16 protein-coding genes and 1 tRNA gene are annotated in these 23,698 nt (G+C 42.2%); 6 read left to right on the forward strand and 11 right to left on the reverse strand.

The window, feature by feature from the left end:
* Window positions 1-151 precede the first annotated feature (151 nt).
* From ACFQ1M_RS09520 to ACFQ1M_RS09530, 3 genes are all read right to left on the reverse strand, one after another.
* Window positions 152-5,350, reverse strand: a complete 5,199-nt coding sequence (locus ACFQ1M_RS09520; protein WP_386407460.1) for a choice-of-anchor D domain-containing protein — start codon at window positions 5,348-5,350, stop codon at window positions 152-154.
* 276 nt (window positions 5,351-5,626) lie between these two features.
* Window positions 5,627-11,461, reverse strand: coding sequence for a choice-of-anchor D domain-containing protein (locus ACFQ1M_RS09525; RefSeq protein ID WP_386407463.1), 5,835 nt, complete (start codon window positions 11,459-11,461; stop codon window positions 5,627-5,629).
* Between the two features lie 607 nt (window positions 11,462-12,068).
* A tRNA-Met gene (locus tag ACFQ1M_RS09530) sits at window positions 12,069-12,142 on the reverse strand.
* A 260-nt stretch (window positions 12,143-12,402) separates the two neighbouring features.
* Here ACFQ1M_RS09530 and ACFQ1M_RS09535 point away from each other — a divergent pair.
* Window positions 12,403-12,795, forward strand: a complete 393-nt coding sequence (locus ACFQ1M_RS09535) for an START-like domain-containing protein (protein WP_386407466.1) — start codon at window positions 12,403-12,405, stop codon at window positions 12,793-12,795.
* A gap of 63 nt (window positions 12,796-12,858) precedes the next feature.
* Entirely contained in the window at window positions 12,859-13,701 is an 843-nt protein-coding gene (locus tag ACFQ1M_RS09540; protein WP_386407468.1) for an aminotransferase class IV, read from the forward strand.
* A gap of 1 nt (window position 13,702) precedes the next feature.
* Here ACFQ1M_RS09540 and ACFQ1M_RS09545 read toward each other — a convergent pair whose 3' ends face one another.
* The 5 genes from ACFQ1M_RS09545 to ACFQ1M_RS09565 form a co-directional block, all read right to left on the reverse strand.
* Window positions 13,703-14,263 (reverse strand): YqgE/AlgH family protein, encoded by a 561-nt coding sequence (locus tag ACFQ1M_RS09545; protein WP_386407471.1) that lies wholly within the window; start codon window positions 14,261-14,263, stop codon window positions 13,703-13,705.
* 133 nt (window positions 14,264-14,396) lie between these two features.
* A complete protein-coding gene (locus ACFQ1M_RS09550) occupies window positions 14,397-14,669 on the reverse strand; it encodes an HU family DNA-binding protein (protein ID WP_386407474.1) in 273 nt (90 codons plus the stop codon).
* Between the two features lie 187 nt (window positions 14,670-14,856).
* Window positions 14,857-15,804 (reverse strand): methionyl-tRNA formyltransferase, encoded by a 948-nt coding sequence (fmt, locus tag ACFQ1M_RS09555; RefSeq protein ID WP_386407477.1) that lies wholly within the window; start codon window positions 15,802-15,804, stop codon window positions 14,857-14,859.
* A gap of 35 nt (window positions 15,805-15,839) precedes the next feature.
* Window positions 15,840-17,744 (reverse strand): RecQ family ATP-dependent DNA helicase, encoded by a 1,905-nt coding sequence (locus tag ACFQ1M_RS09560; protein WP_386407480.1) that lies wholly within the window; start codon window positions 17,742-17,744, stop codon window positions 15,840-15,842.
* On the reverse strand, window positions 17,744-18,286 hold the full coding sequence (locus tag ACFQ1M_RS09565) for an AAA family ATPase (RefSeq protein WP_386407482.1): 543 nt from the start codon (window positions 18,284-18,286) through the stop codon (window positions 17,744-17,746). The genes ACFQ1M_RS09560 and ACFQ1M_RS09565 overlap by 1 nt, the downstream gene beginning before the upstream one ends.
* A gap of 97 nt (window positions 18,287-18,383) precedes the next feature.
* Here ACFQ1M_RS09565 and ACFQ1M_RS09570 point away from each other — a divergent pair, with 97 nt between their 5' ends.
* From ACFQ1M_RS09570 to ACFQ1M_RS09585, 4 genes are all read left to right on the forward strand, one after another.
* Window positions 18,384-18,671: a DUF493 family protein gene (locus tag ACFQ1M_RS09570; RefSeq protein WP_386407485.1), complete on the forward strand. Its 288-nt coding sequence runs from the start codon at window positions 18,384-18,386 to the stop codon at window positions 18,669-18,671.
* Window positions 18,672-18,758: 87 nt separating this feature from the next.
* Window positions 18,759-19,394: a DUF4290 domain-containing protein gene (locus ACFQ1M_RS09575; protein ID WP_386407488.1), complete on the forward strand. Its 636-nt coding sequence runs from the start codon at window positions 18,759-18,761 to the stop codon at window positions 19,392-19,394.
* Between the two features lie 25 nt (window positions 19,395-19,419).
* Window positions 19,420-20,727 carry a UDP-N-acetylglucosamine 1-carboxyvinyltransferase gene (gene murA / locus ACFQ1M_RS09580; protein ID WP_386407491.1) on the forward strand — a complete coding sequence of 436 codons (1,308 nt, stop codon included), beginning with the start codon at window positions 19,420-19,422 and terminating at the stop codon, window positions 20,725-20,727.
* A gap of 16 nt (window positions 20,728-20,743) precedes the next feature.
* The gene (locus tag ACFQ1M_RS09585; RefSeq protein WP_386407494.1) at window positions 20,744-21,322 is read left to right on the forward strand and encodes a PhnA domain-containing protein; all 579 of its coding nucleotides are present in this window, start codon (window positions 20,744-20,746) and stop codon (window positions 21,320-21,322) included.
* A 45-nt stretch (window positions 21,323-21,367) separates the two neighbouring features.
* Here ACFQ1M_RS09585 and ACFQ1M_RS09590 read toward each other — a convergent pair whose 3' ends face one another.
* The 3 genes from ACFQ1M_RS09590 to tsaD form a co-directional block, all read right to left on the reverse strand.
* Window positions 21,368-22,072, reverse strand: coding sequence for a 16S rRNA (uracil(1498)-N(3))-methyltransferase (locus ACFQ1M_RS09590; RefSeq protein WP_386407497.1), 705 nt, complete (start codon window positions 22,070-22,072; stop codon window positions 21,368-21,370).
* Window positions 22,073-22,310: 238 nt separating this feature from the next.
* On the reverse strand, window positions 22,311-22,640 hold the full coding sequence (locus tag ACFQ1M_RS09595; RefSeq protein WP_386407500.1) for a TfoX/Sxy family protein: 330 nt from the start codon (window positions 22,638-22,640) through the stop codon (window positions 22,311-22,313).
* Between the two features lie 24 nt (window positions 22,641-22,664).
* Window positions 22,665-23,687 (reverse strand): tRNA (adenosine(37)-N6)-threonylcarbamoyltransferase complex transferase subunit TsaD, encoded by a 1,023-nt coding sequence (gene tsaD / locus ACFQ1M_RS09600; RefSeq protein WP_386407503.1) that lies wholly within the window; start codon window positions 23,685-23,687, stop codon window positions 22,665-22,667.
* Window positions 23,688-23,698: the final 11 nt, after the last annotated feature.

Raw genomic sequence — 23,698 nt, forward strand, 5'->3', positions numbered from 1 at the left:
CCCGCTTTCACAAACTAAATGTTGTGAAGCATAAACTGCTATTTGTTATGCATGCATTATAAATGATTGATTTTTAAGTGATTGAACAGTTGAAAAAAACACAAAAAAAATTCAATAATTTGGGTTTTTGTTGTCAATCAACCAATTTATGTTACTTTTTAACGAACTTTTTTGCTATTTCGCCTTTACTTGTGACTAGTTTCATGATATAAGAACCAGTAGCTAGCGAATTCACTTTTATCTCACTCATATCGCGATCAATATTCCATTCTAAAAGTTGTTGCCCAAATATATTAAAGAGCAGCAGTTTTTCAATCCCAAGAGAACTATTGTTACTAGCCACTCGGATTGCCTCTAAATTTTGTATGTATTCGAACGAAATGCCACTTTCGTCAACCAACTGCTGATCATCCACTGAAAGCGATGAATTGTTAAACACGACCTCAAACCGATCATTGTTCATTCCAGAATTTACAGTAACTTCTACTGCGGTGGTTTGCAGATCGTAGATCTGATAAGTAAGCTTATCAAGCAGATATAATTCCAATGAGGCATCATCATTTTCAATATGTTCAAGTTCGTATCTTATGGTACCGCTATTGGTCAAATTCATTCCTAGCGACAAAGACTTATCTGCATCGAAATTCGGGATTGCCTGTATAAGGTGTGGCTGGTCTTCAATGAGCCAGTAGGCATCATCATACTGTGATTCTGTAAGTTTTGCATCGTAAGCCCAATCGATCCCATAAGTGGTATTTTCATCTAGCGTAAGCAATAGGCGCCTAACGATACCCCCTGGTGTGGTCACTTTAAGATTCACTTTTGTTCTCGCGTCTGTTAGTGACGTTCTAGTAGAGACATGGCCATTTCCGCGAATGTAAACTGAGTTTCCTGAGCCTTCGGTGATAAAGGTTCGCTGATCATTTTCAAAGTTTACGGTACCAGAAGTATTTCCTACAACATAAAAACCTTGTGCAACCGGAATATATCTTTCGGGAGTTTTAGTTCCTGTACCTGCCTGATTTACGTCGGGATGAGATGCTGCCTCAACACCACCAGCGAGATTGTATAAGGCATATCCACCTTGGTAATCGCCAAGGACATGGGAATTTCCACCCCAATGTTGCCAAAAATATAAGGTGCCTGTCGTTGATGTATTATCTAAAATGAAAGCGTCGGCATCTATGGCTGAAGGGTATGGGTTACCCACCAAATACTCATTTCCAGCTGTTAATGCTAGAGAGATATCCCCATTGTTCGGTTTTCCGACAAACACATAGTTCTGTTCGGCATTGGCGCCACCGGTACCAGCACCTTTCATCGTAAATCCTTCTCCGGCCGATATAGCACCTGCACTCCCCGTAGGTATCCAGGCATAATAATCGTTGGCGGCACCATTCACGAATTTATATATCCATCCCGTACTTATGGTGATTGGAGAAGTCGGTGCGCCATCTGCTGCATTGATCGAAGGTTGAAAGTTGATACTTTGTGGACTTGCCGCATTTGTACCATCCATTAGTACATTGGCAAGTTGAATGTTTTGATTGTTAGCCGTGGTGTTGATCGCTCCTACAGGCGACGACCAATAATTGTATGTGAAGTTGTCGGCCGTACCTTGCTGATCGCGTTCTATACTACCGGCCGAGGTGACGACGAGATCGCTATTGTCTTCTTGAATTAGTTGAGACTCTCCTTCCAGGTCGATCTGACCTTCGAGTTCTAAGTAATGGGAAATAGTGAGGCCAGAATCATTTTGTACGGTAACTTCGTTAGAATCTGAGATAAGTGCCAATACCTTTGTGTTGCTATTCATATCGATATTGTGACTTACCTGAACGATGTTCCAATCGATCGTGGTGGGAGTTCCATTAATGGTCACGGATGCCCCTGGAGTATACATACCAGAACCATTTTCCCATGCCACCGTGGTTTCCCAAGTAGCGTTCGCTGTAGAAACATAAGGTATTGGTGCCGTCTGCGCTTCGACATCGTAGTTGCCAGGATTTTTCAAGTTGCCACGATTACCATTTCCGGAAGCATCATTCAAATGCGTACCGATATAGGTGTTCATAGAATAGTAGGCTCTTAGATCCGACCAGTTAAGCGTATTGATATCGTTTTTGGTAACGGAAATAGGTAACACGGTGCCTTTGACACCAGTTCCAAATTCTTCAATTTCTTGATTCATGATAAAGCGGATCTGATCAACGCTCAAGGCACCATCCCAAATACGAACTTCATCTATATCACCCATAAATTCGTTTCTAATATCTGTTGAGTCTCTGTATTCTGCTCCAATGGCAAAGGTATTGCTATTGGCCGACGGTAAGGCCATCGCGGTAGAATTGTCTAACACGCCGTCTATGTAAAGATTCGCAGTCGTACCATCGTGCGTAATGGCGATATGATGCCAAATATTTGGATCAATGCTCGTATTGGATGTAATATTATCACCAAGTCCATTCTCAAAACGAACCCGATCATTGTTTCTTAGACTAAATTTGTAACCACCACTGGCACCATCTTTAGATACAATTGCCTTTTCGTTGTTGTCTGCATTCGAACCAGTGGTTCGTACCCACGAAGAAATGGTAAAGGCAGCGTTGATGTCTACGCGATCTCCAACTTGGATATAATCATCGTTTCCGTCAAACTCCATACGTCTAGAAGCCACAACCTCATGTGCTACCCCAAAAGTGAAGAATTTTGTACCGTTAAAATCATACATCACTTCCTGGTTGGCACCATTCGCTTCCAAGAAAACCGTTTCTTGGTTGACCGTCAAGGCCGCGTCGTCTGCTACTAGCAATACGTATGCATCATTACCGGTCAAAGGAGGTAATCCAGAAATAAAAGATGCTGTAGGTACCGATACTCTAACTGCTGGAACATCTGTCGTGGCAATCTCGATTATTTTCCATGTTCTATCTGCTACATCTGTGTTCGTAGTAATGGTTTCTGGACCAATGGTAACATTCACCGTTTTTGAGGTGAAGTCCAGATCACTTCCATTATGCCCCCAGATCAGATAATCTCTATCATCGGTAAAACTATTGGTGTTTGCTGAATTGGTGCTTTCTATGCTCCTTAATCCTATCGTTACCTCGCTAGTCGTATTTTCACTCTTGGACTGTTTTTGATTCAATGCCGAATCATCATCGCGTCCGATTCCGGCAATGTCATAATTAAAGCCAGCATTTGCCGAGGCATCCCAGATGACGTCACCATTAGAGTCCACGTAATCCAAGCCTGTACCGTTGACACCTAATGTAACACCGTACTTTATGGCTAGATAGGATTCTATTTTATTTCTATCGCCGACGGCCTTTGTGGTATCGTAAGTGATGATCTCTAAAATGCTGCCGTTGTAACTAGCGCCAAAAGGCTCACTTCGACCGATCCAATATCTGGAATTCGCAATATCCTTATAGGTAGAGGTATTTGCTTCGGTGGTTGCGAGTAAAGTCCCATTGTTATAAAGGTCAACGCCACCGCCGCCACTTTGCCTTCGAACGTTGAACATTTGAACACCTGTGTATACCGCTCCTATTTCGGCTGCACCATAACTACTTTCGGACCCTTGATTATATGCTACGGATTCACCAGAGTATCTTGCAGAAGAATTTCCCAACTCAAAGCCGGTGACGTCTTGCGAACCTGGATTGGTAGCAATATCGTCTCCGCAGAAGACATCTTTGGGGCTGGTAGAACTGTTGATGATTACATCGGGTTTTAGAACTATATACAGGTCGTGATTGTAAAAACCTTGCCCGCCATACATAGATTTGGTACCGTCGAAATATACAATTGGATTAAAATTGATATTGTCAGTAGGATTGTTCAAGAATGTCGGTTCTTCGGTCGCCTTTGCGTTTGCATCTCTGGTGCTTCCATATGCTTGATCGCCCCAATTGACTATGGGGTCACTATCGGAGAGGCTCCCAGATTCGCTATCGGCCTTTAGCCAAAGTCTCAGATTGCTGGTTACACCGCCAGGGCCATCTGGAGGCGTCGTAAGATTTTGAACTTCTGCGTTAATGATAAATGTATAGGTGCCTTCATCAGAATCGTTACTTACGATAGTGACCGTAGTGGAGAATGTGCCAAAGGCACTTGGTGTGAAGGTGACCACAAAATCTTCCACGTCTCCGCCAGTTCCAACATTCTCTGGGAAGGTCGGCACGGTCACAGAGAAATCAGCACTTCCTGTTAGGAAAATGTTAGTGACCTGTAGCGTACTTGTTCCAAAGTTGTAAACGAAGAAGGGAATGGCGATAGGAGTGGTGAGATCGGTGATACCAAAATCGGTAAAATCATCCACAGACGGCGTCGTATCACCATCAAAGATAGAAAGGTCGTTTCCTTGGACGTCTATTTCAGGGCCTCCACCTGTAGGCGTCGCGTTTGCCTGAATCACAAAGTCGTAAATTGATTCATCGCTATCGTTGTTATTGATCGTAACGATGGCCGTGTCCGAACCCGATGTGAGCGGGCTATATGTAACTTCAAAGGTGGTGCTGCTTCCAGCGGCTACCGGAGTCGATGGAAAAGAGGTGACGGTAAAGTCGGTACTTCCAGAAAGTTGTACCGTGGGGATACCTGTAAGGTCCAGGTCTCCTGTGCCGTTGTTCTCTATAGTGAAGGTCTTCGTTATTGTAGATCCAGCAGTGATCGATCCAAAGTCGGTATCATTGGCCGTTGATCCAGAGGAAGCCCCATCTAAGATGGTATTGCCATTACCCATAACATCCATTTCTGGGGGGTCAAACCCCTCCAATCTAATATTATCGATTCCGGCATAATCGCTAGTGCCATTTTGCCTAACTCTTATGACTATTCTTACGTTGGTCACAGTAGGAGGGACGCTAATAGTTTCGGTAAGCCATCCACCAGTGCTACTGTTGGTGGTTCCCCCATCTACCAAAAGCACATTTCCTTGGCCTACGCCATCAAAGAAGACTTGATATCGAATGTCATCTTGATTATCAAAGCCGATGGTATAAAAGTCAAATGAAACAGTAACGTTGGCAAAGGCCGAAACATCCACGTTTGGCAGAGCGATACTTTCAAATTGGTTAGCATTGCCATTACATGGCCCTCTAAGATCTCTGATTCCCCAAAATTGCAATCCGTCATTTGGGGTAATCGCACTCAGAGTCGTAACATAATCCCAAACAGAATTACCTGAGGTACATGCAGGTTGTGATAACGTTAGAGGGGTCCAAGTATCACCGGATGATTCAAAACTATGCTTGGCGATAGTGGTCTGTGAAAATGAAACTGTATAAACACAAAAGAGAAGGCTGGCAAGTGCAGCATACGACCTATACGAACGGTTGGTTTTCATCGGTAGGCGATTTGGGTAAAATCTGTACGTTAATTATAGTAAATACGAGCGACCAATTAAGGTGAATGTCCTGATTATTAACGTTTAAGGTCGTGTTTTGGATGTTTTTTGGGTTCTTAATTCGTTCAATGACATCAAATTTTCGTTAATGCGTTATGCTAGCATAATTAATTGAGTATTTATCGTAACTTTTTGATAATTAGATAAATAAAAACATCGGCCTTATGGGGCCGATGTTTTTGCAATCGATTTAAGTCTAGGGATGAAAATGGGCCCTTAGTTCACAATGAATTTCTTTGTGATTTCCTCATTATCGGTCTCGACTTTTAGAATATAGCCTCCATTTTTAAGGTTAGCTACAGGAATTTCTTGAATGCTCTCAGCATTAAGGTTCCACGTGTTCACCCGTTGTCCCATCATATTATAGATGGAGGCAGTATTAAGATTGCTATTGTTTCCATTTTCAATTCTGATGATCTTCCTGTCACTTAGATAATTCGCTTTGACCTTATCCAACAGGCTTTCTTCAACGCTCAATGCAAAAGGATCGCTGAATAGTAGTTCAAAACGGTCATTGAATTCTCCGGCAGCCTCTAAATTGATCTCTGCCGCAGCAAGTCTTAGGTCATAAATTTCATCAGTATCCTTATCTTTTATATAAAGACCCATATTAGCGTCGTCATTTTCTATTCCCGCAATTTCAAAAGTAACGTTGCCCGCACTGGCCGCTTTCACGCCAAGTTGTAATTGCTTGTCCTCTTGACTATCTGGGATGGCCTGAATGACGTGTGCAATATCTTCGATCATCCAATACGCATCATCATACTGCGATTCGGTAAGTTTGGCATCATAGGCCCAATCTATACCGTTTGTAGTATTTTGGTCGATAGCGAGTAGCAGCTCTCTTGTGATCTCTCCTGGAGTGGTCACTTTTAAGCGAACTTTAGTTCTCGTGTCTTCTTCTACGACTCTATTGTCGGTTCTTGACGAAGCTTCCCCTCTGATATAAATCGAGTTTCCAGAGCCTTCAGTTACAAAAATTCGCTGGTCATTCTCAAAGTTGACAGTGCCATTTGCCGCACCAACTACATAGAAGCCTTGTGCCACTGGGACATATCTTTCTGGTGTCTTCGTACCGCTTCCACTTTGGTTAACACTTGGGTGTGACGCTGCTGCAACACCTCCAGATAAGTTGTAAATGGCATAACCTCCTTGGTAATCTCCAAGAATATGGCTTCCACCACCCCAATGTTGCCAGAAGTATAATGATCCGGTCGTAGTGGGGTTGTCAGTGATAAACTCATTGGCATCTAAGGCCGATGGATAGGGATTACCTACCAAGTACTCATTGCCAGCTGATAGCGATACTGAGATGTCACCGTTATTAGGTTTTCCAGTGAATACATAGTTCTGGTCTGTAAAAACACCTCCTGTGCCGGCTCCTTTCATAGTGAAACCTTCACCTGCCGCGATGTTACCGCCTGCGCCGGTTCCAATCCATGCATTGATATCATCTGCAGGACCATTAACAAACTTATAGATCCAATACGAACTTATGGTGATCGGAGACGTTGGGCCTCCATCTGCTGCATTGTATGCGGCTTGGTAATTCACTCCGACGGGAGCTGCTGCTGTAGTACCATCCATAAGTGCTGTTGCCAGCTGAATACTTTGATTGTTCGCAGTGGTGTTGATAGCACCAACAGGAGACGACCAATAATTGTAGGTGTAGCTATCTGCCGTACCTTGTTGGTCACGTTCTATATAACCGGCACTCGTAACCGCAAGGTCAGAGTCTGTATCTTGTACTAATTGACTTTCATCCTCGAGATCGATAATGCCGTCAAGACTTAGATAATGCGTAACCGTCAGACCAGAATCATTTTGAATGGATAATTCGTTCGCTGTAGACATTAGACCAAGTACGGTCACATCGCGGTCCGCAGCGATATTATGTCCGACGCTTACAATATTCCAGTCGATTCTCGTCGGTGTGCCGTTGATCGTTAATTCTTCATTGGGCACATAGGCAATAGTTCCGTTGGCCCAGTTAGAATCGTTATCCCAGTCACCGTTGCCCGTTCCCACAGAAACGTAGGGGAGTGGAGCTGTTTGGTCGCGGAGTGTAAAATTATCTGGCACCACCAAGCTTCCTCGGTTACCATTACCAGAAACATCATTCACGTGCGTTCCGATAAAGGAGTTCATATTATAGTATGCAAGGAGGTTATTCCAAGGAATACTATTAATTTCATTTTTGGTGACGGTCAACGGAAGAATTTCCCCATCTACATTACCGCTACCGTCGTTTTCAATTTCTTGGTTCATGATGTAACGGATCTGGTCTACTGTAAGGGCACTATTCCAAATTCGGATCTCTTCCAGATTTCCTTTGAAATAGTCTGCTTCAGTAAACTTGTCCAGATAACGTGCTCCAATAGACAGGTAATTGCTATTCGCTGTCGGGTTGGACATATTTCTGCTGTTATCTAAGACTCCATCGATATAGAGCCTTCCGGCTGTGCCATCGAAGGTAAAGGCCACATGACGCCATTGGCCGTCAGGTAGGCTAGTATTAGAGGTGAGGATATTACTCGGCGTACCATTAAATCGCATCACCACATTGTTGCTGTCTGTTACCAAGAAATGATATCCGTCGGCAGCCGCACCTCTCTTAGAGATAATGGTCTTATCCCCATTGGCATCATTAGAGCCATCGTTATATATCCATGCAGATATAGAAAAAGCACCTGTAATGTCCACGCGATCCCCTATTTGGGCAAAATCGTTGGTCCCGTCAAACTCCATGTGACGATCTGCCAGTGTTTCATGGGCTACACCGATGGTAAAGAATTTTGTACCATCAAAGTCATAGTATGCCTCTTGGTTAGGTCCAACGGTATCTAAGAAGACCGTTTCTACCCCCGTGGTGAAGCCACTATCATCAGCGAGGATCATTACATAGGCATCGTTACCAGATAAGGCTGGTAAGCTTGCTAGATCTGCTGTAGCAACGGATATCTTTGCCGTTCCGATGTCACCGGTAGCGCGTTCTGTTATTTTCCAGACCCTATTTGGTACATCTGTCACGGTTGTAACCGTGGTTGGTCCAAGATTTACGTTAATAGGTGTACCACTGTTATTCATATCTCCACCATTGGTACCCCATACCAAGAAGTCGAAGTCATCATCGAAGGTATTAGGGTTGGCGGAATTGGTGGCATATATGTCACCCAGACCAATAGTTAAGACACTTCCTGGGTCAATACTTTTAGCTTGTTTTTGATATAGACCCGCACAATCATCACGACCAACTGCGGCCACATTATAAGTATAACCGGCATTGATGGTAGTATCCCAAATAGGGGTCAAGCTTGAATCGTATAATGCCTTAGGAACGTGTGGAATACCTGCTGTCGCATCTGGGTATAGTCCCATGGTAATTCCGTACTTCATGGCGAGATAAGACTCGATCATTATTTTATCAGTAGCCGATTTTGTGGAAGAGAAGACAATCACCTCGAGCATATCACCTTGAAAACTCGGCCCGAAGAACTCACTTCTACCCAACCACCATCTGGTGTCTAAAATGTCTTTGTAAGTGGCCAAATTAACCTCTTGACTAGCTCCTAAAAGGTCTAGATTGATACCATCTAGATAAAGGTCCATTCCGTCTCCGGTACTATTGATACTTGTACTAAAGATCACAGGTCGATCGTAACTTAAAGTGTTACTGATGATTCCTTTTCCATAATTGGTCTCAGCTCCCTGATTATAGGCTACGAGGTCATCTACAAATCGTGCCGAGGTATTACCAATCGATATTCCGGTAACATCCTGCGCTGCAGGAATCTCCAAGTAGTCATCTCCTAAGAAGACATCCTCTGTTCCCAGCGTACTAGAGATCGGATTTCCTGGGTTGATCACCACGTATATTTCATGATTGAAGAATCCTTTCTTACCATACATGGCATTGCTTCCGTCAAAATGTACTACAGGGTTAAAGTTAACGTTGTTCGTAGCATTATCATAGAAAGTAGGTCTTTCTGCTCCGCTCGCGGTTCCATTGGTCCATTGTGTACCAAAGGCTTGGTCTACCCAAGTGTCGATCACCGTGCCATCTGCCACGGACCCAACCATAGAATCTGCTTTTAACCAAAGTTCTAGGTCATCTCCAACACCACCAGGGCCACAAGCTAGATAGCTACGGGTAACGATGGGATCGCCAACGATACAGAAATTATCGAATGCGACGCCCACATCGGTGGTACCACCATCAGAATCAAAACGCACTCTAAATCTTACATCGGATTGATTGTCGAAGCCCATAGATTCTAGATCGATCTCGGCAGCGGTCCATCCGCCAGAGTCTCCTGTCCAGCCATAGGTCGTACCATTATAGGTGTTATACCAGTTAGTTCCTTCTCCCGGATCTGAATATCCGAGTCGATACCAGTTGGTACCGCCGTCATTTGAGAAATAAATATTAAGGACGTCGTCATTGGCCTCAATATCGATATTATAATCCAATTGGAGTCTCAAATGCTCGTAACCAGTAAGGTCATACGAAGGACTCTCATATTCTATAAATGTATTGTTTTGATATTGTCCAGAAAAACGATCAGAGTACGCATATCTTCCGGTAGCACCGGCAGACATGGTACCCTCTGTTCCTTCTGACCAATCTCCATTGGTAGTAGAAGTTGCTGTCCAGCCGCTAGAGCCTGTGAAGTCTTCACAATATACAGAAACATCAGTGCCAACGGTCTCTGCGGTGATAACAAAATTATAAGGATTCTCACCCATATCATTATTTTGAATTCGTACCGTAGCCGTGCTCACACCAATTCCTGATGAAGTATAGGTCACCTCAAAAGTGGCAGAGCTTGTCGGTGTAACTGTATTCGGTGGCTGCACAGTAACAGAAAAGTCAGGTGCTCCCGAACCTGTGATCACAGCCACAGGAACCCCAGTTAGACTTAAATTGGTGTTCCCATAATTGGTAACTGTGAATGTCCTTACTATCGTACCTCCTATTACTGTTCCAAAATCGGTATGATCCAATAGGGAAGGAGTATTATCACCATCTACGATCTCGACACCATTACCCGAAACGGAGATTTCTCGCGTCGGCGATATTCCAATTCCTTGTATCGTAAAATTATAGGGGTTCTCGTCATTATCATTGTTCGCAATAGAGACCTCTGCCGTTTGCGGCCCACCTGCAGTAGGGGTAAAGGTCACTTGAAAGGTAGTGGTATTTCCAACGGCCACAGTCCCAAGCAGCGGTTGTACCGTTACAGCAAAGTCGGCACTACCTGTAAGAGCTACTCTTGGGGCGCCAGTTAGATTAAGTGCTGCAGATCCTGTTGCGTCGTTCTCAATGGTAAAGGTATGTACCACAGGAACACCTACCAAAGAGCTACCAAAATGAGTGTCATCTGTAACACTAGGAGTGGTATCGCCATCGGCGATATCTACGCCATTACCTATGACGTCCATTTCTGGTGAAGGAAGAAACCCTTCTAATCGCACATCATCAATGAAAAAATAATCAGACGTATTGCTAAATGCAGCTGTCTCAGTAAACTGAAATCTCACCATTATTTGTGTGGCGGCGGCAGGCACATTAAAAACATAGGGGTATGGAACATATCCACCACCTTCTGCACCAAAATCGAATGATCGGTCAGCACCTCCGAAATTACCATCCGTAATGGTAACCGTCGTTGGCCAGGTGGCTCCATTGTCATAGGATACCGACATATCTAGATCATCTGTACTTTCTACACGATATTGTGCATAGTCTACAGATAAGGTGACCCCGGTATAACCAGCGATATTGACATTGTTGAACACAACGTTTGGATTTGTTTGGTCTCCTGGACCTCCTCGTAACGATAATGCATTAGGAGAAGTAGGTTCTGTGTAGAAACTTGTTAGGAAGATGGTACCAGAGCCTGGATTTTGGGTATAACCCCAAGTATCGACGCCTGTGCCGTCAAACCCTTGATTCTGAATAGTGACCTGCGCTTGGAGGTCAAAACTGCTTGCTGTGGCAATGAACAGTAGGGCAACTGCTAGCCTGCCTAGTAGGATAATTTTTTTCATAAGATTGGGACTAACTCTTAAACTTTTGTTCTAGAATTAGTTACTAATATATCGTAATTTCCAAATTATCCGGTCATTTTTATCGAAATTTCATTAAAATATTCGATAAAATGTAAAAAAAACAAGTTAAAAGTGTTATTCACGCATAATATATAATAGATTAAGTAAATTAATGGAAATACCTAAAATTCAATAATTAGCAACTTTCCCTATCAAATTATTAGCAAAACATCAATTTCATTGAATTAATGATAATAGATTGAAGTTAATGTTGTAAGATGTTGATTTTAAGAATAAAAACAAAGATTCTGGTACTATCGTTACACCTTTTTTGAATGATTTTTTACCTATTTGAGCTTTAAGAATAGTGTTTTTTTAAAGGTAATTGGGTGAGATTTGATGGTCGATCATATTTGTCTTTTTATGGAGAGGAGGTGTTCCTCAGCTTGTCGATCGGCCATGCAACAAGCTAGAGAATCATATGGTCGTGAATCTTACTTCAAATAAAAGCTCCATGTATAAGACTGTATTATTGTTCACCTCGAACCTGCAACTTCGGTGTGCCCCATAAAAAAAGCCCGACACTTTCGTGTTGGGCCTTTACTTGTAGCGAGACCGAGATTTGAACTCGGGACCTCCGGGTTATGAATCCGACGCTCTAACCAACTGAGCTATCTCGCCATTTTTTTCTTGGTCAAATTTTCGGGTTATGAATCCGACGCTCCCCGCCCGAACGTACCTTTCGGTACGGGCAGGTAACCAACCGAGCTATCTCGCCTTCATCGTTTTGCCGACAGTTGTAGAACTGCCAATTTTACTAGGCGGGTGCAAATATATGAACAAATTGATTGAACACAAATAGCTAGTAAAAAAAATAATTTTTTTATTTCTTTCAAACTCAACATTTAATATATATATTGCCAGAAACAAATACTCTCTCTATGAGCGAAAAGGTTAAATTTGAAATAGAATTCCCTATACAATCTTCTCCGTCATTGCTTTATCAATATATATCAACCCCTTCTGGTTTATCTGAGTGGTTTGCTGATAATGTAAATTCTAGAGGCGAAAAATTTACATTTATATGGGATGGCAGTGAAGAGATCGCAAAACTCATCACAAAGAAGAGCGGTGAACGCATAAAATTTAGATGGGCTACAGACGAAGAAGAGGACAATAATTATTATTTTGAGATGAAGATCGTCGTCGATGAGATCACAAAAGATGTCTCGCTCATCGTATCGGACTTCTCGGACGAAGATGAGGTGGAAGAGGCCAAAATGTTATGGGAAAATCAAGTTTCAGACCTTAAGCATGTCATTGGTTCGACCTAGGAAAATATTATCTTTAAAAGCTTATATTTGCTCGATATTATTTAAAGATATTCGGGCTTTTTTATGACCAATCACGACGGTATTCTGATAGATGACACCAAAGGTATTTCTTTTGATAATCGAGGGTTATATTATGGGGATGCCCTGTTTGAGACGATAAAGGTGGTCAACGGGAAGATCATTTTTTGGGAAGACCACTATTTTAGACTTATGTCATCCATGCGTATCCTGCGGATGGAGATTCCGATGAGCTTCACCATGGAATTTTTAGAAGCAGAGATTACCAGGGCATTAACCGGCAATGACCTGTTAGACCGATCTGCCAGAGTTAGATTAACGGTATTCAGAAAGGCTGGAGGTCTGTATAAGCCAACGACCAATGACATCTCTTTTTTAATTTCAGTTCAACCTCTCGATGAGCCATTTTATATTCTTTCGGAAAAGCCCTATGAGGTAGACCTGTATAAAGATCATTTCTTGGCGCCAGGCCTTTTATCTAATTGTAAGACCAACAATCGTTTGGTCAATGTATTGGGTAGCATATATGCCGAGGAGAATGCGCTGCAGGGTTGTTTGCTTCTGAATACCGACAAACATGTTGTGGAGGGTTTAAGTGGCAACTTGTTTCTGCGTAAGGGAAAGCTGGTAAAGACACCTCCCTTGTCCGATGGGCCGATAAAAGGGGTTCTTAGGAAGCAAGTCCTGGACTTGTTAGCGACGGTCGAAGCGTATGATGTTGAAGAGACTTCGATATCGCCTTTTGAGCTTCAAAAAGCAGATGAACTCTTTTTGACGAACGTTATCGGAGGTATTTTACCCATCACAAAATACAGAAAGAAGAGCTATGGGCATGAATTAGCGAAGCAGCTTTTACCTAGATTAAACACCAAGGTTAGATTGGGATAGCTTAGTTGAAGCTAGGATTTTCTGGGGCATTTGCCCAAATTACATATTCACCTCCAAACTCGAGCATCTTTTCTTTCCAGAAGGAGCTATACGGTTTTTCGATAATATTACTTTTGTACGTATTCTCTACGATGACCCAAGAGTTAGAGCCTAATTCATCTTCCAACTGATTGGCCTCCCATCCTGAATAGCCCAAGAAAAATTTTACGTCATTTTCCTTTGCGACACCTTCGTTGATCAATCGAAGTAAGGTGTCAAAATCTCCACCCCAGTAGATACCATTTGAAATTTCTATGCTATTTGGAACAAGGTCGGGAATCCGGTGGATGAAGTAAAGATTATCTTGTTCTACAGGGCCACCGTTATATACACTAAAATTCTCATTGATCTCTGGAATAAGCTCATCGATGGTATACTCTAGTGGTTTATTGAGAATGAATCCGATGGATCCCTGTTGGTTGTGATCGGCGAGCAACACGATAGACCTGTTAAAGGAAACATCACCAATGATTGATGGTTCTGCAACGAGGAGAACGCCTTTTTTGGGTTGAAGTGCTATCATGTAAGTGCCAATTTTCTATTATAAATTTAGAATTTTTTCTGAAACTTGCAAATTTTTAGATGAAGTGGGTGTATTACAAAATAAAAGCGCTCCCTTTTGGGAGCGCCTTTGGTCAATATTTTAACAGGTCTGTTTAGTTTACTGCTTTTCCTAGATCCGCTCCAGCTTTGAACTTTACTACGTTCTTTGCAGCGATCTTGATAGTCTTTCCTGTTTGTGGGTTTCTACCTTCTCTCGCAGCTCTCTTAGAAACTGACCAAGAACCAAAACCTACCAATGAAACTCTTCCGCCTTTTTTCAAGGTTTTTTCTACATTACCTAAGAAAGACTCTAAAGCTTTTTTTGCTGCTGCTTTTGAAATTCCAGCATCAGCCGCCATTGCATCGATTAATTCTGTTTTGTTCATAATCTTCTTTTTAAAAAATTAAAAATTGTTGGTTAAACATTGATTTTACCTGTACAAATTTATATGGATAATCGGTTCATGCAAGTAATAGCAAGGGAAATCGGTGATTTTGTTGATAACTTGGAGCGATTGTTGATAAACCTGACCGTTAATCGATAAAATCCCCCAGCCCAATGTTTGTAAGGGCTTAGCGCATGTACGCATTTTCTGAAAAATGATATCCGTTCAACAACGAAGCACTGTCCATTCTTTTCTTTCCTGGAAGTTGTAGTTCCATCAGTTCTATAAAGCCATCTATAACAGCGACTTTGATCTGATCCTTTGAAACGATCACACTGCCAACCTCCTTTTTATGGGCCTCCACAATGGGTCGTACTTTATATATCTTCACGTTCATCTCTCGATCTTCGTTATGTAAAATGGACCACGCTGTGGGATATGGGCTCAATCCTCTTACCTTATTATAGATATTCTCCGCACGCTCGTTCCAGTTTATCTTACAGGTGTCCTTATGTATCTTGAACGCATCACGAGTTTCCACATCTCTAGGTTGCGGAGTGGTTGTAACATTCCCTTCTTCAATGGCCTTTACCGTTTTTAGGACAAGCTCACTTCCTTCCATCATCAATCGATCGTGAAGCGCACCCGCATCATCCTCATGGAAAATGTCAACTTCTTTTTGAAATATCATTTCTCCTGTATCTATCTTTTCATCTATAAAGAAGGTCGTCACTCCGGTTTTTGTATCCCCATTGATAAGCGCCCAATTGATCGGGGCAGCTCCTCGATAATCGGGCAACAAAGAAGCGTGAAGGTTGAAGGTCCCATATTTTGGTAACTTCCATACCACTTCTGGAAGCATTCTAAAGGCCACGACCACTTGTAAATTTGGTCTCAGCGCTCTCAATTCCTCAATGAATGATTTGTCTTTTAAATTTGTGGGTTGTAATACCTTTAAGCCATGCGCCAGTGCAAATTCCTTTACCGCAGACTGCCTTAGTTTCTTGCCCCTTCCAGCGGGTTTATCTGGGGCCGTGATCACTCCGACGATATTATAGTTGGCCTCTATCAGCGTCTCAAGTGTAGCCACAGCAAAGTGCGGTGTGCCCATAAATACAATTCTTAACTCTCTCATATTATTTTGTCATTGTAACAAACGCTAGCAATGATCTAGACGCTTATCTCATATTGATTATAGTCGTTAATGATAATTTTTTTGGTGGCGATCAATTCTCTTAAAGCATCCAAAAGAGCCACCTCCTCGTAGGGAAGCGCATCATGTATTGCTCTAGAGCTTGCCGGGTGCTTAGATATTAGATCGATGATGTCGTTTTTGATCTTTATGGCGGATGCTTCGTTAGGCAAATTTTTCTCGTTCGAAATACAAACAGTACAAATTCCACAGGATTCACTGACTTCTTCTCCAAAATATTTCAATAATTGGATACTCTTACAGCGTTCATCATTCTCAATATAAGATACCATAGCGTTGACCAATGCTACCTTGCGCTCATTTTGCTGTTGAATGAATTTTGCGATAGGATTGATGGTCGTGTCATCCTCTCTAGGGACCAAGAAAACAATTTCAGCATCGGTGTCAGCTGTGGTGTATGCGATCATATTATCTTTTTCCAACTGGCCGAAGATCGCGATGATCTCTTTTTCACTAGTCAGGGTTTTATTGGCAATACGCTTAAGGTCAATGGTCACATGGTCTTCAAACGCTCCTCCATAGGTTCTTAAGATCGCTCTCATCACCAATGAAATATTTGGGTTAGATTCAAGATAATTCAATAGCCTGTTGCTGCTCACCAAACACTTTAAGGTGGTTTTACGCTTAAAATCTTGGACCAACCTGATGATGTTATGAGTGTCCAAAACCTTAAGGGCATTGTAAGCTGTGGCCGATTTTAATTTGTAAGTATTACAAAAATCCTGAAAGTTGAAACTATAGGAGACCTGTTCTCCTTCACCATACGATATCTGAAAGTAATTGCACAATTTCTTGTAGATGTACTTTACGATCTTTGTGTTTGGTAAATTTCCAAGAAATTGTTTTGTAAGCTGTTCTTTATCACGTTTGCTGGTTAGGATGATAGAAAATGCCTTTTCTCCATTCCTTCCGGCTCTTCCAGCTTCTTGAAAATAGCTTTCGATACTTTCGGGCAATTGGGTGTGTATCACTGTGTGCACATTGGCCTTGTCAATACCCATTCCAAACGCATTTGTTGCGACCATGACCTGTACCTCTTCCTTTTGCCAAAGGTGTAAACGTTTGTCTTTTTCTTCCGCAGGAAGTCCGCCGTGATAAAAGGTGCTAGAAACACCACTATTTAACAAATACTTGCTCGTCTCGGCCGCAGCACGCCTGCTTCGCACATATACGATCGATGGGGCTGCTTTACGACCTAATATTTGTTTCATCTTATAGAATTTGTCTTCTGTGCGGTATACCATATAAGCCAGATTAGGCCGGTAGAGGGAGTTCTTGAATATGGCAGGGTCCCTCAATTCTAATTTTTGAATGATATCATCTACCACTTTGGTTGTGGCAGTGGCGGTCAGCGCTATAACGGGAATGTTCGGTTGTAGCTTTTGTAAGTCCGAAATTTGAAGATAAGCGGGTCTAAAATCATGGCCCCATTGCGATATGCAATGAGCTTCATCGACCGCAATGAAGTTGACATTCATTTGACGGATGCGCTCCCTTACGATCTCTTGCTGAAGTCTTTCGGGAGAAAGATATAAGAATTTATAATTTCCATAGATACAGTTGTCCAAGAGCGCGTCCAACTCCTCGTACGAAATTCCACTATGCAGTGATAAGGCTTTAATGCCTCTACTTTGTAGTGTTCTCACCTGATCTTTCATCAATGCCACAAGTGGTGACACCACAATACAGATACCCTCGAGCGCCATAGCCGGCACCTGAAAACATATCGATTTACCTCCACCAGTAGGAAGAAGGGCTATAGCATCCTTTCCGCTATAGATGCTTTGGATGATGGCTTTTTGCGAAGGTCGAAAGCCATCATATCCCCAAAAAGATTTAAGTATCTGTTCTAATGATGACATTAAAGGCTGTTGACGACATTTACTACAAAGTTAGTGCGTTCTTCAACAGTACCAAAGGGAACATCTACTAATGCGTAGCCGTAGTTGCTATAGGTGTCTACTAGGTGATGATGAATTGCCTGTGCCTGTTCAAAATTCTCGTATCGTTCGGAGTCGCTGACGAATATATCTTCCCAGGGTTTAAGCACAAATACCATATCATAGGCATGTTCTCTACAGGCTATCGTGAATTCTTCTGGATAGGGGTCACCGATAAAATCCATATAGGCGACTACGTCGGGAATGCCTCTGTCCAAGAAAGTGATGGCGGCGTCCATGCTGCTCGCTTCTTCAAATTGTGCTATTCTACCATCGAGCAGTTTTTTGCTGAATAAAATAGGATCTGTCAAGAAGAGTTGCTCAACGCCGTTTTCCCTGGCTTCCAGCGTCACTTGCCTCGAGACCTCCTCCAGGCAGCGGTGGCCGCGCTTCACGAGTTCGTTTATTATGGAGGTTTTTCCAGTGCCAGGCCCGCCGGTTATCACTATTCTTTTGGTAGTCAAATCGAATATTATTTGAGGCAAAATAAGGAAATTGTCTCTAAAGAAAAAAATGGGACTTTATTAGTATCTTTGCAGATGAATTTTTATACCCTCATTAATGTCTCCAGAAGAAAAAGACGCATTTTACCTAAGGTTGAAAGATGAGTTGACCAATAGTACCCTATGGCCTTCAGAATATCTTTATAAATTCATAGTGCCCACCTCCAAAGAAAAAATAAACACCATTGAGGAGATTTTTGATAACTTAGGTGCTGTGATCACTACCAAGCAATCTTCTAATGGAAAATATACCAGTATATCTATCAATGTGCGGATGAAAAACCCTGACGAGGTCATCATTAAATATAAAGAAGTGTCAAAAGTAGAGGGTGTGATCTCCTTGTGATTTAGAAAAAATTAGTACTTTGCGGGCTAGTGCAAACTTCTCTTTACGATTTTTACTTCGGACAGACAATAATACATACATTTTATTTTGATAAATAGTTTAGAATACAACAGCGAGCGCAACAAGCTCATCATACCCGAATATGGGCGCCATATCCAGAAAATGGTAGACCATGCGATTTCCATCGAAGACAGAGAGGAACGAAATAAGGTAGCTAGCGCCATCATCGGTGTCATGGGAAACCTAAATCCTCATTTGAGAGATGTTCCAGATTTTCAGCATAAACTTTGGGATCAGTTATTTATTATTTCAGATTTCAAATTAGATGTGGACTCACCCTTTCCTAAACCTTCTGAAGAATTGCTAGCGCAACCACCAGAGCGTCTAAGTTATCCTCAGAATCATCCTAAGTATCGTTTCTATGGAAACAATATCAAGCGAATGATCGATGTGGCCAATAGCTGGGAAGAAGGTGAGATGAAAGAGGCATTGGTCTATACCATCGCGAATCATATGAAAAAATGCTTTCTCAATTGGAACAAGGATACCGTTGAAGACAAGGTGATATTCAAACACTTGTATGAATTATCCGATGGTAAAATAAGTTTGACCTCGGAGGACGAAGAGCTTTCAGAGTCTAGCGACTTGATTCGTCAACGCCCACAGAGCAAGAAGAGTGGAAATGGCAAGCACAAGGGCGGCCGCGGAAAAAAAAGATATTAAATTAAAATACCCACGAACCTTTTTTATGGGAACTTTTAAGATTGAAGGTGGACATCAGCTAAAAGGCGAGATTCAACCACAGGGAGCCAAAAACGAGGCATTGCAAATTCTATGCGCCGTATTGCTAACCTCAGAGAAAGTCACGATTGACAATATTCCCGATATCAGAGACGTAAATAAGCTCATTCTTCTGCTGAGCAACTTGGGCGTCAAGATTCAAAAAAATAAGCCTGGCTCTTATACCTTTCAGTCCGATGACATTCACTTGGACTACCTAGAATCCGAAAAATTCAAGGAAGAAGGACGTGGGCTTCGCGGTTCTATCATGATCGTAGGTCCACTGCTGGCGCGTTTTGGAAAAGGATACATTCCAAAACCTGGAGGTGATAAAATAGGTCGGCGACGTCTAGATACCCATTTCGAGGGTTTTATAAAATTAGGTGCAAAGTTTCGTTACAATCGTGAAGATTATTTCTATGGTGTAGAGGCCGAAAAACTAAAAGGAAGCTACATGCTTTTGGACGAGGCTTCTGTAACTGGAACTGCCAACATCGTTATGGCAGCAGTATTGGCCGAGGGAACCACGACCATTTACAACGCCGCCTGCGAACCGTATTTGCAACAACTTTGTAAGATGTTGAATCGAATGGGAGCAAAGATCAGCGGCGTGGGCTCTAATCTTTTGGTCATAGAGGGTGTTGAGCGTTTAGGAGGTACCGACCATAAAATGTTACCTGATATGATCGAGATCGGTTCTTGGATCGGCCTTGCAGCAATGACCAAAAGTGAACTCACCATCAAAAATGTAAGTTGGAACGACCTAGGGCAAATTCCAGATGTGTTCAGAAAATTAGGAATTACCGTAGAAAAAAAGGGAGATGACATTCATGTGCCAGCCCATAAAGATGGTTATGAGATACAAAGCTATATCGATGGTTCTATTTTAACCATTGCCGATGCGCCTTGGCCAGGATTCACACCAGACCTATTAAGTATTGTTCTCGTCGTTGCCACTCAAGCTCGAGGAAGTGTTTTGGTACATCAAAAGATGTTTGAGAGCCGATTGTTCTTCGTTGACAAATTGATCGATATGGGGGCCAAGATCATTCTCTGCGACCCACACAGGGCCACGGTCATTGGACATGACTTTCAATCGCAATTGAAAGCGACCACCATGGTTTCGCCCGATATTCGGGCGGGAATCTCGCTTCTTATCGCTGCCTTATCGGCAAAAGGAACGTCCACCATTCATAATATAGAGCAAATAGATCGCGGATATGAACGTATCGACGAGCGTTTGAGAGCGATTGGTGCCAAGATCGTCAGAGTCTGATATACAAGCGGTAATTATGAGTATAGAACGGGAGCTGCACAAACGCAGCGGATCTAGATGCGAATTAAGTGGAAGCAATGAAGATCTGGTCGTTTACCAAGTGCCATACGCATCGGAAACTGGAATAGATGCGCATATTCTAATAAGCAATACCTGCAAGGAGCAAATAGAAAATCCAGAGACAACAGACGCTAACCATTGGCGGTGCCTCAATGATAGTATGTGGAGTCCAGTACCCGCTGTGCAAGTGATGGCTTGGCGAATGTTGCATCGTTTAAAGGTCGAGGGTTGGCCAGCAGATCTGCTAGAAATGATGTACTTGGACGATGATACATTAAATTGGGCCAAGGCATCTGGTGACGGTGTGGAAATCGATGAGGGTTCATTGCATAAGGATAGTAATGGTGCTGTTCTTTCTGCTGGCGATAGCGTGGTGCTGATCAAAGATCTAGAAGTAAAAGGAGCCAACTTTACAGCAAAGCGGGGTACCGCCGTTAGAAATATCACATTGGTACATGATAATCCTGAGCACATTGAAGGCCGAATAAGCGGTCAACGGATTGTGATTCTCACCAGATATGTGAAGAAAAGTTAATTCACGATCTAGGAATAGCGGCTTTTCAAAACCGGAAATGACCTTTTATTCGTTGATAAGTGACACCGTTTGACAAGCGACCACAGCTGCCGTCTCCGTTCTTAGTCTAGTACTTCCTAAACTGATCGGCGTAAAGCCTGCCTCTTTGGCCAATTCTATTTCCTCTACAGAAAAGTCGCCTTCGGGACCAATGAGTATGGTTACCTTATGATCGGCGGCTACCTTCCGTTTTATAGAATATCGATATGTATCTTCACAATGGGCAATGAATAGCTGCCCTTTGAATTTGTGTTTTATGAACTCCTTGAATGAAATGGCGGGATTCAATTTGGGAAGATGATATTGTAATGACTGTTTCATGGCTGATTGAAGTATCTTTTCAAAACGCTCTGTTTTGATGATCTTTCTTTCGGAATGCTCACATATGATCGGAGTGATCTCATGAACACCAATTTCGGTCGCTTTCTCTAAAAACCATTCGTAACGGTCGTTCATTTTTGTTGGGGCAACAGCTAGATGAAGATAATAGTTTCGTTCTGGCTGTTCGCGGGCCTTTATGATGTCTGCGACACAATTCTTTTGATCAGCGATCACGATCTTCGCTTCAAATATCCAGCCCCTCCCATTGGTGATATGTAAAATGTCATTCTCTTTCTTTCTTAAAACCTTGTGGATATGTTTACTTTCCTCTTTGTCAAAGGAAAATTGCTTGGTGTCTTCAGTTAATGATGGTTCATAGAATAGTTGCATACTGGATTCAGTTTTCAGGTATAAACTCGCTTATCTTTTGTCTCTTGTGTATTGCTTGCTGGGTTCTGGTTTTTGAGTTAAAAGTTTATAAGTTCAGTATTGGAGATACCTTGCCAATCACATTAAACATTTAAGATCAACTTCTACATCCTCAAACCCATTTCTTCTCCCTTCTCTCTTATCTTTCAATGATTGTTAAGATTCTTTTTCAATAGGTCTTATAGCCGTTCTATGGCGACTATTTTAATTTACTTTTGGCGTGTTCGAGTCCTAATGTTATCCATTGTACCAATTGCTCTTCGGTTTTTAGTCCTTCTTCGCTAACATAGATGAATTCTTTCATAGGACGCTTTGTAAAATCCATTGGTCTTACATACGGAAAGTCGAGCATTGCTTGCTCCTTTTCAGAAACTATCCTAACAACCAGCTCCTCTTTAATGATACCCACGGTCATTTTTCCTTTATACAAGAACGAAAGTCCTCCAAACATCTTTTTTTCAGTGAACTCTTCAGAAAAAGAACGAATTATTTCACGTATTCCGTTGGCCAATGTTTCGTTGCACGCCATTTCAACTTTTAGCTGTCTATTTAACTATATTTTTACTCGGGCATTTGCCGCGATATCGTGATCGGCAAAGTCATCATTCAGATATTTCAAGTAGCCTACAATGGCGATCATTGCCGCATTGTCTGTGGTGTATTCGAATTTTGGGATATACGCTGTCCAGCCGTATTTCTTTTCACCTTCCATTAGTGCTTTTCTAATACCAGAATTTGCCGATACGCCCCCTCCAATTGCAATTTCTTTGATACCTGTTTTCTTCGAGGCCTTTTTCAACTTATCCATTAAAATATTTACGATGGTATGCTGAATAGAGGCACAGATATCTTCAAGATTTTCTTTTATAAAGTTAGGGTTTTCCTTTTCATTTTTCTGAACAAAATATAGAATAGCAGTCTTTAGACCGCTAAAACTAAAGTCAAGTCCTTTAACTTGCGGTTTGGGAAATGGAAAGGCCTTTGGGTTTCCTTTCTGAGCAAGTTTATCTATAAAAGGTCCCGCTGGATAAGGCAAGCCTAATATTTTCCCACTTTTGTCATAGGCTTCACCAACGGCATCATCGATGGTCTCCCCAATGACCTCCATATCAAAATGATCATTGACCTTTACGATCTGCGTATGTCCGCCGCTAATGGTCATTGCCAGGAATGGAAAGTTAGGCTGGGAATAGCCTTCTTCGTCAATAAAATGGGCCAAAATATGTGCTTGCATATGATTTACTTCGATCAACGGAATTCCCAACCCCAAAGACAAAGACTTTGCAAATGAGGTGCCTACCAACAAGGAACCCATCAATCCAGGACCGCGTGTGAATGCTATGGCCGATAGCTGTTTTTTGTCGATATTTGCTTTGGCAATGGCTTGCTGTACAACAGGGACAATATTTTGTTGATGCGCCCGCGAGGCCAACTCGGGAACCACACCACCATATTCTTTGTGAATTTGTTGGTTGGCGACAACATTAGACAATTTTTTTCCGTTGTGAATGATAGCAGCGGCAGTGTCATCACATGATGATTCTATACCAAGGATATAAATGTTTTCAGATCTCATTAATAGAAAGG

The organism is Sungkyunkwania multivorans, from assembly GCF_042675645.1.
GTDB classification, from domain to species: Bacteria; Bacteroidota; Bacteroidia; order Flavobacteriales; family Flavobacteriaceae; genus Sungkyunkwania; species Sungkyunkwania multivorans.